At 32.0% G+C, this 15772-nt stretch carries 16 protein-coding genes; 9 read left to right on the plus strand and 7 right to left on the minus strand.

Annotated elements, in window-relative coordinates; translation table 11 throughout:
- Positions 1 to 145: 145 nt before the first annotated feature.
- The 7 genes from AC2H4K_RS16015 (at position 146) to AC2H4K_RS16045 (ending at position 5988) form a co-directional block, all read left to right on the plus strand.
- Positions 146 to 535 carry a hypothetical protein gene (locus tag AC2H4K_RS16015; protein WP_281139531.1) on the plus strand — a complete coding sequence of 130 codons (390 nt, stop codon included), beginning with the start codon at positions 146 to 148 and terminating at the stop codon, positions 533 to 535.
- A gap of 165 nt (positions 536 to 700) precedes the next feature.
- The gene (locus AC2H4K_RS16020; protein ID WP_281139530.1) at positions 701 to 2545 is read left to right on the plus strand and encodes an ATP-binding protein; all 1845 of its coding nucleotides are present in this window, start codon (positions 701 to 703) and stop codon (positions 2543 to 2545) included.
- Between the two features lie 263 nt (positions 2546 to 2808).
- On the plus strand, positions 2809 to 3267 hold the full coding sequence (locus AC2H4K_RS16025) for a hypothetical protein (protein WP_493742604.1): 459 nt from the start codon (positions 2809 to 2811) through the stop codon (positions 3265 to 3267).
- 20 nt (positions 3268 to 3287) lie between these two features.
- Positions 3288 to 3947 (plus strand): hypothetical protein, encoded by a 660-nt coding sequence (locus tag AC2H4K_RS16030; protein WP_281139528.1) that lies wholly within the window; start codon positions 3288 to 3290, stop codon positions 3945 to 3947.
- Positions 3948 to 3976: 29 nt separating this feature from the next.
- Positions 3977 to 4558, plus strand: a complete 582-nt coding sequence (locus AC2H4K_RS16035) for a nuclear transport factor 2 family protein (RefSeq protein ID WP_281139527.1) — start codon at positions 3977 to 3979, stop codon at positions 4556 to 4558.
- A 68-nt stretch (positions 4559 to 4626) separates the two neighbouring features.
- On the plus strand, positions 4627 to 5118 hold the full coding sequence (locus AC2H4K_RS16040; RefSeq protein WP_281139526.1) for a YybH family protein: 492 nt from the start codon (positions 4627 to 4629) through the stop codon (positions 5116 to 5118).
- 54 nt (positions 5119 to 5172) lie between these two features.
- Entirely contained in the window at positions 5173 to 5988 is an 816-nt protein-coding gene (locus AC2H4K_RS16045) for an alpha/beta hydrolase (RefSeq protein ID WP_281139525.1), read from the plus strand.
- Between the two features lie 5 nt (positions 5989 to 5993).
- On the opposite strand, the gene AC2H4K_RS16050 is transcribed toward AC2H4K_RS16045, so the two are convergent.
- Positions 5994 to 7025, minus strand: coding sequence for a hypothetical protein (locus AC2H4K_RS16050; RefSeq protein ID WP_493742605.1), 1032 nt, complete (start codon positions 7023 to 7025; stop codon positions 5994 to 5996).
- A 255-nt stretch (positions 7026 to 7280) separates the two neighbouring features.
- Here AC2H4K_RS16050 and AC2H4K_RS16055 point away from each other — a divergent pair, with 255 nt between their 5' ends.
- Positions 7281 to 8207 carry a mechanosensitive ion channel family protein gene (locus AC2H4K_RS16055; protein WP_493742606.1) on the plus strand — a complete coding sequence of 309 codons (927 nt, stop codon included), beginning with the start codon at positions 7281 to 7283 and terminating at the stop codon, positions 8205 to 8207.
- A gap of 3 nt (positions 8208 to 8210) precedes the next feature.
- Here the strand turns inward: AC2H4K_RS16055 and AC2H4K_RS16060 are convergent, their stop codons facing one another.
- Both AC2H4K_RS16060 and AC2H4K_RS16065 read right to left on the minus strand, forming a co-directional pair.
- Positions 8211 to 8870: an ABC transporter ATP-binding protein gene (locus tag AC2H4K_RS16060; protein ID WP_493743075.1), complete on the minus strand. Its 660-nt coding sequence runs from the start codon at positions 8868 to 8870 to the stop codon at positions 8211 to 8213.
- 51 nt (positions 8871 to 8921) lie between these two features.
- Entirely contained in the window at positions 8922 to 11366 is a 2445-nt protein-coding gene (locus tag AC2H4K_RS16065; RefSeq protein WP_281139522.1) for a DUF5916 domain-containing protein, read from the minus strand.
- Positions 11367 to 11587: 221 nt separating this feature from the next.
- Here AC2H4K_RS16065 and AC2H4K_RS16070 point away from each other — a divergent pair, with 221 nt between their 5' ends.
- Entirely contained in the window at positions 11588 to 11854 is a 267-nt protein-coding gene (locus tag AC2H4K_RS16070) for a hypothetical protein (RefSeq protein WP_281139521.1), read from the plus strand.
- A 49-nt stretch (positions 11855 to 11903) separates the two neighbouring features.
- Here the strand turns inward: AC2H4K_RS16070 and AC2H4K_RS16075 are convergent, their stop codons facing one another.
- Genes AC2H4K_RS16075 through AC2H4K_RS16090 form a run of 4 tightly spaced genes read right to left on the minus strand, consistent with a single transcriptional unit; the run spans position 11904 to position 15763 of the window.
- Positions 11904 to 12476: a type 1 periplasmic binding fold superfamily protein gene (locus tag AC2H4K_RS16075; RefSeq protein ID WP_281139520.1), complete on the minus strand. Its 573-nt coding sequence runs from the start codon at positions 12474 to 12476 to the stop codon at positions 11904 to 11906.
- Between the two features lie 19 nt (positions 12477 to 12495).
- Positions 12496 to 14892 (minus strand): TonB-dependent receptor, encoded by a 2397-nt coding sequence (locus AC2H4K_RS16080; RefSeq protein ID WP_493742607.1) that lies wholly within the window; start codon positions 14890 to 14892, stop codon positions 12496 to 12498.
- A gap of 38 nt (positions 14893 to 14930) precedes the next feature.
- Positions 14931 to 15272, minus strand: coding sequence for a hypothetical protein (locus AC2H4K_RS16085; protein ID WP_281139518.1), 342 nt, complete (start codon positions 15270 to 15272; stop codon positions 14931 to 14933).
- Positions 15269 to 15763, minus strand: coding sequence for a DUF6787 family protein (locus AC2H4K_RS16090; protein WP_281139517.1), 495 nt, complete (start codon positions 15761 to 15763; stop codon positions 15269 to 15271). Before AC2H4K_RS16090 ends, AC2H4K_RS16085 begins: the two co-directional genes overlap by 4 nt.
- Between the last annotated feature and the right edge of the window lie 9 nt (positions 15764 to 15772).

The following is a 15772-nucleotide window of genomic DNA, read 5'->3' on the forward strand; positions in this document are numbered from 1 at the left end:
AATATTTGTTTTTTAACGATATACGTAACTTTACGTATAGTTTGGTTGATTTTGAAGGTGTATATTGAAGCATTAAACCTATAAGTTGGATATAGTTAATGAGTATATCCAGTTGTTGTGTACAATATCCACAGAACGCTGAAAAATGAGAAAAATATTGATTTTAATATCAACCTTTTTACCTCTGACTTTACTCGGACAACACTTAAAATGTTGTGAAACTGAAAAAGAAGTAGAATCATATTTGAGTGGAAAATGGAAAATAAAAAATTCGGACTCAAAAACTGTTTATCATTATTGGTTTGAGAATGGAAAAGGAAATTTAGAAGACTTTGAACCAGCCGAAAATGGAGAGGAAATAATTATTGAGGACAATCACTCATTCGTGGAAATAATAAAATACGAAAACGGATTTAAACTCAAATACACATATCTATACGGAAACTGGATTTCGGAATTGAAATACTTGAACTCTAAAAAATTGATTTTAATAACAGACGGAGAAGAAACTGAATATTATAAAATTGCGGAATAAAAATACTGTACACAACACTGGCTATAATCCATTGCTACATATGGCTAAAACAGAAAATATAGTAACTTTAAACACTATGATTCCTACTCGGAAAATCCTGCGGATTTTACTCGCAACGGAATCATAGCCAAACACGTTGTGCGTCAGCTGAAAAAAAAGAAAAAGATGAAAATAGCAAGTTTAACAATTGAAAATTTTAGAGGTTATCGAAATGCTACTAAAATTTCATTCAATGATTTAACTGTTTTAATTGGTAAAAATGATATAGGAAAATCGACTATTTTAGAAGCTCTTGACATCTTTTTTGAAAATAGAAAGTTAGACTCTGATGATGTAAATATAAATGCAAGAGAAAACAAAGAAACTGTAAAACTATCAGTTGAATTCTCTAATCTACCTCAAGAGATAGATTTAGATGCGGGTGCTATAACTGACTTAAAAAGTGAATACCTTTTGAATTCTGACAATTTCTTAGAAATTAAAAAAGACTTCACCGCTCTTACAAAACCCAAAACTTACATTGTTTGTAACCATCCAAATAATGAAAAAGGAAATGACTTACACAGCCTTAAAATAAAAGAACTTCAGGACAGAATTAAGAAGTTAAATTTAAACGGCGATTTTAAGGCAAATGTAAAAAATGAAATAAGAAAAGCTATTTGGAATAGTTTTGCAGACAACATTAAACTTTCAACTGCTGAAATTGAAATAAGTCAGGATGGTGTAAAAGATATTTGGAATAAAATATCACCACAACTACCTTTATATGCCTTATTTCAAAGTGATAGAAAAAATGACGAAAAAGATAAGGAAATACAAGACCCATTAAAATTTGCAGCTGAACAAGCTTTAAAAAAGCATACAGAAGCTCTTAATAAAATTAAAAAAGAGGTAGAAAAGGAAATATCAGAGATAGCAAATCTTACAATTGAGAAGTTAAAAGAAATGAATCCGGAAGTAGCTTCTCAACTTTCAACTAATTTTCCAACCGAATTAAAATGGGCGAATCTGTTTTCACCTACTCTTACAAGTGATGAAATTCCTATGAATAAAAGAGGAAGCGGTGTGCGACGTTTGTTACTTATAAATTTCTTTCGTGCAGAAGCGGAACGAAAGAAAAATGCTAAAAATATACCAAGTGTAATTTATGCAATAGAAGAACCTGAAACATCTCAGCATCCAGACTGGCAGATTAAATTAATAGAAGCATTGTCTCAAATTTCAGAAAGTGGCTCTTCCCAAGTAATTACAACAACACATAGTCCAGCTTTAGCTAGTTTAATAGCTGTAGAGAATTTACGATTTGTGCATAAAGAAAATGGAAACAACTTTATAGAAGTTGGAAACAATGGAAACTTAGAAAAAATAGCTTCAACTTTGGGTGTTTTACCTTCGGTAGAAAAAAACACAGATAAAGTCAAAGCTTTTCTATGTTTAGAAGGACCAACAGATATTATGTTTTTTAATAATATTTCCTCGTTGTTTGATATTGATTTAGTTAATGATGATAGAATTGTCACAATTAGCCTAGGTGGTGGAACTTTGGGACATTGGGTGACAAATAATTATTTAAAAAAACTAAATAAAACTGAAATTCACATCTACGATAAAGACGAGGATTTAAAATACAAAGACTTTGTAGATGAAGTAAACAACAGAGGATTAAATCATTATGCAACCCTTACGAACAAAAGGGAAATAGAAAACTATTATCACGAAAGTATCATAATTCCAAGTTTTGCTGATTCAGACGGTTTCTCTATATCTATTACAGTAGATGATGATTCAGATATTCCTACTTCCATTGCAAAATTGAGACACTCAAAAAGGCAACCCGATAAACCGTGGGAAGAACAATCAAAAAATTATAGAGATAGATGCTCTAGTTTTGTAAAAAAACATCTAAATAGTAAGATTTCTTGTGAGATTACGATAGATATTTTAAAAGAAAGAAACGCATTTGAAGAAATTAAATCTTGGTTTGATAAAATTAAAGAAAGAATAGAATAAAGACGAACGCATAACAATAGCTATAAGTAATTACTGGTTCTTGCCTACTTCTGAAAATCCTCATGGATTTAAAACGTTTTAATTAAAACAAGCAAAAAATATGATTCTTTAAAATCACTTTTAAGACCTTACATAACAATTAAAACCAAATGTAATAATGTTTATTATCAAGGCTTTATGTATCTTTGCAAAAGAAATGAGCTTATGCGTTTTACAATTAATGCATGAGCTCGAATTATTGTGGATAGCTAAGCCATTGTGGGATGAAAAAAATAATGGTTTTGGTAGGTATACTGTTAGTATCGTGCCAAAATAAAAAGACTTCAGTTACTGAAGATTTAGAGTTGGAATTTGAGAAAGTAGCCAAAGAGTTTCAACAAAATTATATAGAAGGATCAGATCATTGTAAATATATCATAAGGTCTGTTGATAAAGAAGCTCAAATATCAGAAATTCAGTTTGGGCAACCTAAAGTTCTCATTTCGTATGAGCAATTAGCAGAGTTTTGTCCACAATTATCTAAAAAGATCGTTGTAGATATGACAAGCCAACAACGACTACTTACCCCAAGTCTAGGTTACGATTATGTAAGGATGACCTACCTAAGAGAAAGTCATGGAGACACTGTTCAGAGAATTAGTTCAAGAATCTGGAGGGTAACCAAAGGTACTTGGAAGATTATTCAAATTGACAATTCGTTGAGCAAGGTTTGTGATGATTGATTTATAAAAAATAATTCAATATGAAATATATTACAAAAGCTGAATTTAGATATGGTGGTATTCTGCTGAGTCTTGGTGCGCTCATAACAATAATCTGCATTCTCTTAGAGGTAAATGCTGGTTGGGCATCATTAGTTGTAGAAATAAAAAGAACGGATTATGAAGCTGGTAAATTTTTATATGATAATTGGGATGTGATGAGTTCAATCTGGAATTGGTCGTTATTTGGTAATGTGTTTTTTGCCATTTCATCTTCTCTCTTATTTAAGGATTCAAGAACTGCAGGAAGTTTTCCTTTGAGCTTATTATGGGTTGTAAATTTTATAGGAAGCTTAGTACTTATATTGTCTTTTGCTATAAGTATTGGAAGTTACCATACTACACTGAGTGTCATAGATAGTCAACCATATTTGTTTGAGTCAATTAGAGGAACTCCTTTGTATCTTTTTAATATTGGAGCATTATTTCAGTTAAGTGTATTAATTATTTATTTTCAGCAAGGATTTAGTAAACAAGGTATTGTGCCTAAGGTTTATGCAATTGTTATGATACTTTTAATTGTAGCTTTATTTTTATTGGTGTTTTTTGGTGTTGTATCGTTTACAGTATTTGCAGTAGCTTGTTTTTTGGTGCCTTTATTATTAGGCATATTTTATTATAAGGAAGGTTTGTCTAAGTAGTAAAATTTTTAACTATAAAATCATAGATTATGAAACCAACATTATTGCTTTTGGCATTATTGCCCCTGCCTTTTATTACCTATTCTCAAGGAGATAGTTTACAGCCACCCAACTTACAGAATAGAAATAAAGACATAGCTTGGAACTTTTATAAAGATCTTTGGTTTACCAATAATACAGATAAGTATGTAGACTATGTAGCCGAAGAATATGTTGTGCATGATATTGGTGATAGAAAAGATGTGGTAGAACCAGCTATAGAACAAAAAATAACAGCAGATCGTTTTTGGGATAATGGCTCTTGGGATTCAAAGATCAATTATCAAATTGCTGAAGGTGATTTGGTAGCAACAAGATGGGAAGCAACATATAAGCCATCAACATTTTTAGGAAAGGTGGTTTTTGGTTCGGGAACCATTCCTATAATCAATGTGTTTAGGTTTAATGAGGAAGGAAAGATTGTAGAAATATGGAACCACAGACATGATATTGATACCAACCAAACCATGAGATTCACCATAAAAGGATTATTGATAGGTCTTTTAATGGCTTTAATTCCGACTATTATAGCTATTCGTTTAAAAAAGAAATTACGAGCTGCTCGGAAATAGTAAAAACTAAATAAGTTTTCAAAAAGACTTATTTCTTGTGATACGTCTAATTTTTTAAAATCAATATCATGCAAAAGTTAACTTTTTTAATGGTTATGGTATTTGGCTTTATTGTGTCTTGCAATGAATCACCAGACACCTCCAATAGAACAGAAGATATTATTGCTATAAAGCAAAATATAGAAGATTATGATCAAGGTTGGGATGCTAAGGATTTAGAAACCGTCTTAAAAGGGTATTCTAATGATATCGATTGGACCAATGCCTTTGGCGATAGAGTACAAGGTAAAGAAGAGTTACGGGAATTATTGGAAATTATTTTCAGTCTTGATTTTGTGATGTCTGGTAAAAACAATTACAAACGACCAGACATTAATTTTCTAACCAATGAGATTGCGTTGGTACGTTCTACAAACATTAGAACAGGACAGCAATGGCCAGATGGCAGCGCTATGAATGATAGAGTTATAAATCATCTCAGAGTATTTGAAAAAAGAGATGACACATGGCTTTGCATTAATCATATGATTAGTCAAGCTCATGATAAAGAGGGGAATTGAGTTTTACTGTTTTAAATTTCTATATTTAGATGTTTAATGTAAATGCTATTACGAATGACAAGATTAATCTTATGTTTTATTGTTGCCATAACAGCCTTTAGCTGCAAAGAAACCTATCCAACCTATAACGATCCAATACCCAAACATGATAGTTTAGAGGTCGCTTCTAAGTTTGTAAAAGAAACTCGTGTTATTAATGTGTGGACTCCGCCAACTTATGAGCAATCCCAAGATAGTTTTCCTGTGTTGTATATGCCAGATGGAGGTATTAAAGAGGATTTTCCACACATCGCTAATACTTTAGCAGATTTAATTGAGGCCAATCAAATTCCACCATTTATTTTGGTGGGTATTGAAAACACAGAACGTGGTCGTGATTTAACAGGAGCATCAGAATCGGAATACGATAAGCAATATTGTCCAATAACTGATGGAGCCAAAGATTTTAGAGCATTTATCACAGGAGAATTGATGCCTGAAATCGATAGCAAATATAGAACCAGTACTAAAAAAGGTATCATAGGTGAATCGCTTGCTGGACTTTTTGTTATGGAAACTTTCTTTCTAACTCCAAACGCTTTTGACTATTACATTGCCTTTGATCCTTCGTTGTGGTGGAATGAGCATTATCTTACCAAAAAAGCTGCTACTTATTTGGATAGTTTAGCAGATAAGAATATTAAATTATGGTTTGCAGGTAGTAGTGTAGAGGATATTTCGCAATACACAAGAAGTTTAGAGCAAACCTTTCAGGAATACGCTCCACAGCAACTCACTTGGAAATATTCTGACGAGCCCAATGAAGAGCACTATACCATTTTTAGAGCGACTAAAGAAAAAGCAATAATTTGGACTTTGGGAGGTGAGTAGCAAGCTTAAAATTTATATCCAAATTTAAAACCAAGAGAGAGATTAAATTGATATTTAGAATAATAATCTTCTAGATTATGTCCATAGAAGAAGTCATGATTGTCAGTATTTGCAATATGAATTTCGGGATCATAATATATATAAGGGTTTTTAACATTCCTAATTCTTAGGCCAAAGCCACTGTAAAGATCAAGATAGAATTTTCTACCTAGAGGAAAGTTTAAACCGTATTTTATATTATAAATATCTACAGATTTGTTAACTAAATAATTTTCCCTTTTATAGTACCTAATATCTTCGTCAATAACAGTATAACTAATATCATCAGTATAAAGTTGTCGTAAAAAACGTGCTTCAAGCCCGATATATTCGTTAATTCTAGGGTTATTTAAAATACTAACTAGATTGTAAAATTTAAGCTCGTATCTAAACGAACGTCCTTTATCTTGTTTAAGAATATCGCTGTTGTTTTTTATATAATATTTTAAGTATACGGTTCCGTATTCGGCACTAATACTCATATCATCTAAATAAAAATATTCACCACCTAAAGTTACAGTTGGAATTGAAAAAACATCAATAGCGGATAGAGGAGAGGTATAGACGAAAAAATCTCCTTTCTTAAAAGGAATAACTTTTTCATTCGAAATATAAAATTCATTTAAAATAGAATCGATTTTAAAATTAAATCGATTTTTATAAGTGAATCTTTTATCGTTGGTTAAATCAACCAACATTCCCAAACCATAGTTATGTAAAATATTAAAGAAAAACCAACCTGAAATCCTACGTTTTACAGCAAAATCAGTAGATATAGTATCATTTTTTAAGGTAAATCGTAATGAATCTTTGGATCTTTTTGGACTTATAATAATTTCATCATCATTAATAGATTGCGTTTGGTTATTAAAAACAACCTTAGTACTATCAGGCGCATAAATTTTTACGTTTACTTCTTTTCTATTTAAAATAGAAGCGCAGGAGCTACATAAAAGTAGCGTTGAAAAAATGAATAATAAGTAGTGAAATTTATTCATTAAATATGTTTTGCCATAGATGCAGTATTTATGTAATGGTTGCGTGCATGATTAAATTTTTGTGAAAAATATAATTGAAATATGGTTTAAGGAAACTTTAACGCAACGATAACCCTATCGCTGGGCAATTCACTTGACTTTAGACTAATAATCACTTAACTTAGCGTACTTTCACTAAGTATTCATTTCTATTTTCTTTTTGCAACATCTTGCTTACGGAATGATGTACTTCTTATAACAACCGAAAAATTGCTTATGAAGAATACCAAACTCATATTTAGTATTGCCTTAATTGTTATCATTTTTGCCATAAAACCAATTGCAGATTGGGTGTCCGATCAATGGAATGTCGATTTATCACTTGTGGTAGAACAGCGTAGAAACTTTGTAATTGTAGCTTTGGCGTGGTTTTTAATCATTCTTTTAAGGCGTATAAAACGTCAAGTGTTAAAACATTATGACATTACTAAAGAAGATAATTTAAAGTCTAGAAAACTCTATACACAATTCAATATTCTGGAAAAGGTTATTGTGTTTATTATTATTCTAACTTCAATAGGTTTAATCCTTTTATCTTTTGAGAGTATTAGGGAAATAGGTGTTGGTATTTTTGCTTCGGCAGGTTTGGCTGGTATTATTTTGGGTTTGTCCGCTCAAAAAGTATTTGGAGCTTTAATGGCGGGAATTCAGATTGCGTTAACCCAACCTTTTAGAATTGATGATGCTGTTGTGGTTGAAGGAGAATGGGGTTGGATAGAGGAAATTAATCTTACTTATGTCGTAGTTCGAATTTGGGATAAAAGGCGTTTGGTATTGCCATCAACATATTTCTTGGAGAAACCTTTTCAAAATTGGACACGCTCTAGTGCAGATATCATCGGAACTGTATTTTTGTATACAGATTATGATGTGCCTTTTGATGCTTTAAGAGAAGAATTGAAACGTATTTTGGATAACACGGATTTATGGGACAAAAATGTACAAGTTCTTCAAGTAACAGATTCTAAAGAGTATACTGTAGAAACCCGAATATTAGTCAGTGCTAGAAACTCGCCAACCGCTTGGGACTTGAGAGTTCATGTTAGAGAGAAAATGATAGATTTTATCAGAGAAAACTATCCTGAAAGTTTACCACGAACACGCGTTGTACTAACCAATCCTAATACCGAGAAAGAAGCTTAATCTTTAAACAATTTTACCGTCAACCATAGTGAGTTTTCGGTCTGCCATTTCAGCCAACTCTTGGTTGTGCGTCACAATAACAAAGGTTTGCTTAAACTCATCACGAAGTTTGAAAAATAGTTTATGTAATTGTTCAGCAGATTCGCTATCTAAATTCCCTGAAGGCTCATCAGCAAAAATAATATTTGGCTGATTTATTAAAGCTCTAGCAACAGCAACACGTTGTTGTTCGCCACCAGACATGCTATTGGGTTTATGGTGTATGCGGTCTTTTAGTCCTAAATAATCTAATAATTCCTTAGCTCGTTTTTCTGCTTCAGCTTTTGGGGTGTTATTTATAAATGCTGGAATACAAACATTCTCTAAAGCTGTAAATTCGGGTAATAATTGATGGAATTGAAAGATGAATCCGATATTCTTATTTCTGAATCTTGCCAGTGTTTTATCATTCATGGATTTTATAGATTGTCCATTGATGATAAGTTCGGTTTCTGAGGTATAATCAGGTTTGTCTAGTGTGCCTAAAATCTGAAGTAGTGTGGTTTTTCCAGCTCCAGAAGCGCCAACAATAGAGATGACTTCACTTTCGTTAATGGTTAAATCTACTCCTTTTAAAACCTTAAGGTCTTTATAAGCTTTTTCTATCTGCTTAGCAGAAATAATGGTTGTACTCATGTGGCGTGAAAATACTATATAAAGCCGTAATCCACAATATTAAGACGCAGAATTCTTTCCTTGAAATACAGATTTTATACCATTGAAATCTAGGAAATATTGTAACCTCACAGATAACGTATGCTGAATAGGTTGTTCAAAAAGGGTATTCAAACTTTCAGAATAACTGTCTTTAGACAAAGTATCTGAATTGAATAACTGATTACGATATAATGCGGTTAGGAAGCTTCCTGGTGCAAATTGCCACGAATAACTTAAATCGATATTCCAAGTACTAAAATTAATGTTAGGGCTTTCTTCAACATTATCTACCGTGTAGCCAGAATCTGTTGTTAATAAGCCATTATCCAGCAATGTGAATAATTCATAATCATAATTTACCGTGTCCCAATAATGCCTAAACGTTAGAGAAAGTGTGTTAAAAGGATTAAAAGTATAATTAGCAGAAATGGTATTGGTAAGTCGTTGTCTATTGCGTTCACCAAAAATAGGTTGATCGTCTGCTTCCGTAGCATAACCTCTAGAACCATTAGACATGTTGAGGTTAAAACTATAAATAGTTAGAAATTTATCATTGAATCTAAATCTAGGACTTAAGCTGAGGTTGTAACCAAACAAATCTCTACCGTCTTCAAATATTTTATAGGAATTCGCACTTATATCATAAGCGAATTTTTTATTGTAGTTAGATGAATAATAACCGCCAGCACTAGCAATATTTTCATAAATGAAGTATCTGCCATCTCTAGATTCAAAATAATCATATTGCTTCCCAGGTTCCATATCAAACCAAAAACCGTAATTGTTTAAACCTTTATTTTGTGCATTATATTCAGCACCAAAATTGGTACCTGTAAATACACCAGGATTGGCTAGGTTACGATAATTGATATAAGCATTAATTCTATAATTGTTGAGGTTGCCTTTAGGTTCAAAAATGCGATACGATACATCGGCACCAAAATTATTATAGTTATTTCTTAGAATAAGTCCAAGATCATTAATGTCGTATTTGGTATCAGCAAAACTATGGTCAAAACTATAGCGGAATTTACCATGTGATTTTCCAATATAGAAGAATGAACTATATCCAGTTTCACTAGCTTCAAACTGGTGATTAACATTACTCATTTTTGCTTCAGCTACAATATTGTAGGTGTTTCGTTTATTCTGTAAGTTAGTCACCAAACCTGTAACATTAGCATCTCTAAAATTACCTTCTCGCATCACGTTAGTGTTAATTAAGCTTACAGATGAATTACCATTAAAAAGTTGATCTACCACCAAAACATTATAGTTAGCAAAAGGTTCAACTACTTCTTTACGTTGTTCACCTGTTTCGGTATTGGTAATGCTAGCTTCAGTCTTTTCGGTAATAGCATTAAAAATTCCAATACCTAAGCCGTTTTTAGTACGACCAGAAACTTTGATAGCATTAAGGACTTTTACTTCTCTAGGAACATTAGCCTCTTCATCATCAGAAAGCGATAACTCACCACTAGGTCTACCACCAATACGCCTAGAAAAAAACAGGTTACCTTTTGAAAACAGATCGACACCTTCGGTGAAAAATTGTCTTTGTTCAGAAAATGTTTGTTCAAAAGGGCCTAAGTTTAGGGTTACATTATCAAATCCTGCTTGACTAAAATCAGGAACTAAAGTAGCATCTAGCGTAAAATTATCGGTTATACCATATTTTACGTCCATGCCAAAGTTTAAATCAGTGTCGGTATCTCCATCAAAGTCATTAACAATTCCTGTAGCAAAAGGGTAGAGGTTAAGTCTTACAGGTGGTGTAATGTTTTGAAGCCCTTTGAGTTCACCATGATAAATTCCAATATTACCTTTAGTTGGGTCGATAGGATTCCACGTATATTGTGAGCGCTCCCGTCTAAAATGTCTATGGAATTGAATACCCCAAACAGGATCTTCTTGATCGGTAAAACGTATGCATCGGTATGGAATTTTAACTTCAACAATCCAACCATCATCTACAATTTTTACGGCACTTTGCCAAACAGCATTCCAGCCAAAATCTTCACCTATTGTTGGGCTTGCCAAAGCATCGGCTTGTTGTCCCGAACCGAAAACAAAAAACTCAGTATCGTTTTGAGCATCATTGTTAGGATTTATAATAATGCCTAAAAAATCACTTTGACCAAAATTATCTCTACTAGTCAATTGTTTCATGATTTTAGTAGGATCATCATAGAGATAAGCTGCTATATAAATAGCCTGATTATCATAAGTCATTTTTATTTCTGTACGTTCTTCTTTAGGTCTTTGCTTTCCTATTTCAGGTCTGAAAGAAATAAAGTTTGTAGCAATATCTGCATCTTCCCATAGGGCTTCGTCTAGTATACCATCTATTTTTGGAGCTTCTGAAGAACGCTTTATTTGTAACGATTTTTTGTCTTGGGCGACTAATGAATTAATGATTCCCAAGACTAAACAAGAAAATAGGGTTATAGAACGTAGGTTCATAACGGATTGATTGATGAATAGTTTAGTTTTATTAAAGATGTAATTATGTTGCGGTTGTTACTCTCTAACTTTTGCAAATCTACAATCTCATTTAACATATAGCTCTTAACTAAAAGTTAAAACCTAAAATAGGTTTGATTATGAGTTGTTTATGACGATTTGACATCAGAAGAAATTGGAATACTTATTGCGTATATAATATTGAAACTCAAGAATTGATTATGAAAAAAAGCAGAAAACTTATACTAGGACTAATATTTGACGCTTTAGGTTATGTGTCATTTGTCTTTCCATTATTTGATGTTGTTTGGGCACCTTTATCAGCCTATTTAATGACCAAAATGTACAAAGGCAAAGAAGGTAAGGTAGCAGCAGTAGTGTCTTTTATAGAAGAAGCTTTACCATTCTTTGATGTTATACCTACATTTAGTATAATGTGGTTGTATACATATGTTATAAAAACTGAAAAATCTGTAGTAAAGACATAAAAAAAGCGCTCATATTGAGCGCTTTTTTAACTGTATTACAAAATATAATTTATTGTACTTCTATATTAAAAGTCACCTGAACATCAGTACTTCCACCAGCACCATCTGCAGTACCATCATTTGGTTTTGTAGGCTCGTGCTTTAAGATTACTGTAAGTGTTCCTGTACCAGCATTACCAGTAGTTAAAGATGATTCAATACCTATAGGATTTCCGTTTTCATCAACATCAGTTTTTGTAATTGCTATATCACTGATTGATGATGAGATAAAAAATTCGTGTTCATCACCTTCATTTTGTACTTCTTCAGTTATATTATCAGCTGGATTTTCTGTTTCATTCAACAACTGAATAGATCCAGTATACGTTGTGTTAGCAGTTAAAGGACCAGAAATATCATAAGTTGGTGCAGCACTACCATCACCATCTAAATCTTGAAACTCTAAAGTAACTACATCAGTACCATTAGTTAGTCTATAAGTGACAGTTGTGATTAATTCTTCATCGTGATGGTGACCGTGATCATCGCCATCATCATCACTAGAACAACTTACTGCTGCAATATTTGCAACAAAAAGTAATGCTAATAATTTTATGGTTTTTATAGATTTGAAATTTTTCATGTTTTTAAATTTTATTGTATTAATAATTTATTTTGATTTTTAAGTTAAAGTTCCTGCCTAAGTCGTCAGCAAAATAACGTAGTCTATTAAGATATTCTCTGTAAGAAGTATTGAATATATTTTCAACATTGAATTCTATTTTTAGACTACCTTTTTTGAAAGCTTTAAAGCTCATTGAGCTGTTGAAGCTAAACAGAGAGTAGGCAGGTGGTGTAGAGCTAATATCTACATAAACATCTTCCTGTAGTATAGGGTTGAAGGTGAAAAAGTTATAATCAGGATATCTTTTTTGTTGTAATACAGTTTTGTGATTTAAACTCAGTGTTAAGGAATTTAAATTTTCATTGAAATAAGATATACTGTTATTGAAATTAGTAGCAGGCATTAGGATTAAAGGAATATCTTCTGATATATTATCACCTCTTAGTAAACTAATACCTCCATTATACTTTAAGTTATTATTGATTTTTTTATTGATATCAATATCAACTCCAAATATTCTTGCATCAATTTGATTATATTCCCAAACAGGGAAAGCACCTCGTATTGTTGTTGTTATACCAGCAGGAATCAGCTGTATATAATTGTCAATTTGTTTATAATATGGACTTATAGTAAATCCAAAATTTTCATTGTTTCTTTCTAATGAGGCTACAAATTTATTAGCAACCTCCTTGTCTATAGTTAATAAACCAATTTCTATTCTAGCAGCTCCGTGATGAAGTCCATCACTGAACAATTCAGAAGGATTAGGTACTCTAGTGGCTAAACCGTAATTAAAAGAAAACGATAGATCATTATTAAACCTTTTAGAATAGCCTAAACTTGCTGAAATATTATGATATGTAAACTCAGGACGCGTTAAGATCTGAGAATTATCTATGTTACTGGTTTCAAATTCAGGAAACAATACGTCATAATTATAAGCTTCCCAATCTGATATATTATAGCTTTTTGTGGCTTCGATTTTACTAAAATCATAGCGAAGACCAGCGCTTAGATCTGAAGTTTCGTTTAAATCATAATTTCCTACAGTGTAAATGCTAGCGTCGTATTTGTCATAATCGGGAATCAGAGGACGTGCACCTGTACCTGAAACAGCATCATTTTGTTGATATCTGGCCATAATACCAGTATCAATCTTTAGGTTGTTAATATAATCTATACGTAAATTGGACTGTAGCGAATTCGTAAATAACCTTAAGTCAACTACAGGAACGTTATCTCTGTCCCCACGTCTTAAATCAAATTCCTTTCGTCTATTGATCTGAAGATCGTATTGAACCGTGAGTTTCCCCAATCCTTTAAATCGTCTATAAGCTTCTATTTTCCCTAAATGATGTAAAATACTTTGTCTAGGATTTTCAATATCATAAGAAAAGTCTTCAATAATTCGAGGTTGACCACTATTTGTAGATGCTACTAAATCATTAACATTTCCTATATGTGAAGCCGCTAGAATACCTAATTCATTATTTACAACACTGTAATAGGCTTCAAAACCTTTTTCAAAACTATTGTAGCCAAATCTTAATGAAGCATTGAAGTTTTTAAATCCAGTATTGGTAAGATAATAATCTGATGATTTAAAATCTCCAAACTTTCTATAGCTCGACTGAAACTTGGTGTAAAACCCAGATTGGTACGTTTTAACAAGTTCGGTATTTACATTTCCACCTCTTCCGTTAGAATTTAAAGAAAGCATGGTGCTGCCAAATAAACTATCTATAGCAGCATACTTTTTTGGATTTACTAGAATTAGACCTCCAATAGCATCGCTACCATATCTTAGCGTATTTGCACCTTTTACAACCTCAATTCTGTCAGCAGAATTAATATCGATATTAGGTGCGTGTTCATCGCCCCATTCTTGATCGAATAAGCGTACGTTATTATTAATAATTAATAATCGACTGCTATGAAGACCATGAATCATTGGTTTAACTATAGTATTTCCAGTATTCAAAGAAGATACACCACTTACAGAATTTAAGGCATCTCCCAAAGATTTGTCAGAGTAGTTTTCTATCTCACTCTTATTTAGAGATTGCTCAATACTTGTAGTTTCTGTTTTTATAGTAGAACTTACTACGACTTCACTGAGTTCTTCTAAATGATGCTCTAAAAATATAATTTCAGAACTATCATTAGTAATATTGAATAAAACCGTTTTAGTCTCACAATTAACGTGAGAAATAGTTAATGTTAATGTACCAGAGCACAGATCTTCAATTTTAAATTTGCCATCAAAATCTGAAACCAAGTATTTGTCTTTTTCTTTAATATATATGGTAGCAGAAGCAATTGCAGACTTATCATGAAAATCTTGAAGATTACCTAGAAAAGTGTAATTACAATCTTGACTATAGTTATAGCAACTAAATGCTATAAATAAGCCAACGAAAAATCGTTTCATTTAAAGTTTAATTTTGTTTGTGAATAGAGATAGAAAATCTAGACAAACAAAGGAGGTCCTCTTAAGAAGGAGTGTGTTCTATTTTGTGTGTGGTAAGAACTATAATAGAATGATTGTAGTTCAGAAATATCATTTTTTAAATCTTCCTGATACTCATAAATATTTAAGAATTGTGAGTTAGTAAGCTTAAACTTGTAAAAATCACAATCTAAATCAGATTCATGAAAGTGGGTATCATGTTTAGCATCTTCATTACAAACTTTATGACTATGATGAGTAAATGCATGACTTAACTTTACAAAAGAAGGAAATAGAACAGTAAGCGCTACTGATAAGGCAAATACCTTAAATAAAGATGATATGATGGGTTTTATATTCAATCTAAAAAACGCTTAAGTCCAAATCTTCGTAACATTTTCTTTTCAAATTCCCAGAAGAATTTAAACTGACCAAAAAGCCAACCAAAAGTCACCAAAAGAATCTGATAAAAAATGAGCCCAATGATAATAAATAATATCCAGTAGAGTATGGGATTTAAGTTTTCTTTAGTAATTCCGATAAGCTTTATAATTGGCCTCCCAACAAAAACCGAAGACGTACCCGTAATTGCAAATACAATGAAGACTCTAATCATTTCCCATTTATAATCTAGAATCCACTTTTTTTCTAGTTTTTTGAAACAATAAAGTGTTAGCCTTAAAAGGCTATAAAATACTGGAAATACAGCAGTAATAGTGTAGACTATGTTTTGGTCTTTTAGAAAAGCATACGAAATCTTAAAGGCTGAATACGCTAAAATAATTAGGCCTAAAACAGGGAAAATCAACTGCCAATTCTTTTGAATTTCCCAATGTTCTTTAAATTTTTTCATAGCACTCTT

This window comes from Winogradskyella sp. 266wxhm, assembly GCF_058964685.1.

Coding starts and splice junctions, on each gene's coding strand:
- AC2H4K_RS16070 (WP_281139521.1), top strand. CDS start 11,588: ATGAAAAAAAGCAGAAAACTTATACTAGGACTAATATTTGACGCTTTA.
- AC2H4K_RS16015 (WP_281139531.1), top strand. CDS start 146: ATGAGAAAAATATTGATTTTAATATCAACCTTTTTACCTCTGACTTTA.
- AC2H4K_RS16020 (WP_281139530.1), top strand. CDS start 701: ATGAAAATAGCAAGTTTAACAATTGAAAATTTTAGAGGTTATCGAAAT.
- AC2H4K_RS16065 (WP_281139522.1), bottom strand. CDS start 11,366: ATGAACCTACGTTCTATAACCCTATTTTCTTGTTTAGTCTTGGGAATC.
- AC2H4K_RS16080 (WP_493742607.1), bottom strand. CDS start 14,892: ATGAAACGATTTTTCGTTGGCTTATTTATAGCATTTAGTTGCTATAAC.
- AC2H4K_RS16045 (WP_281139525.1), top strand. CDS start 5,173: ATGACAAGATTAATCTTATGTTTTATTGTTGCCATAACAGCCTTTAGC.
- AC2H4K_RS16055 (WP_493742606.1), top strand. CDS start 7,281: ATGAAGAATACCAAACTCATATTTAGTATTGCCTTAATTGTTATCATT.
- AC2H4K_RS16075 (WP_281139520.1), bottom strand. CDS start 12,476: ATGAAAAATTTCAAATCTATAAAAACCATAAAATTATTAGCATTACTT.
- AC2H4K_RS16025 (WP_493742604.1), top strand. CDS start 2,809: ATGAAAAAAATAATGGTTTTGGTAGGTATACTGTTAGTATCGTGCCAA.
- AC2H4K_RS16090 (WP_281139517.1), bottom strand. CDS start 15,763: ATGAAAAAATTTAAAGAACATTGGGAAATTCAAAAGAATTGGCAGTTG.
- AC2H4K_RS16030 (WP_281139528.1), top strand. CDS start 3,288: ATGAAATATATTACAAAAGCTGAATTTAGATATGGTGGTATTCTGCTG.
- AC2H4K_RS16050 (WP_493742605.1), bottom strand. CDS start 7,025: ATGAATAAATTTCACTACTTATTATTCATTTTTTCAACGCTACTTTTA.
- AC2H4K_RS16035 (WP_281139527.1), top strand. CDS start 3,977: ATGAAACCAACATTATTGCTTTTGGCATTATTGCCCCTGCCTTTTATT.
- AC2H4K_RS16040 (WP_281139526.1), top strand. CDS start 4,627: ATGCAAAAGTTAACTTTTTTAATGGTTATGGTATTTGGCTTTATTGTG.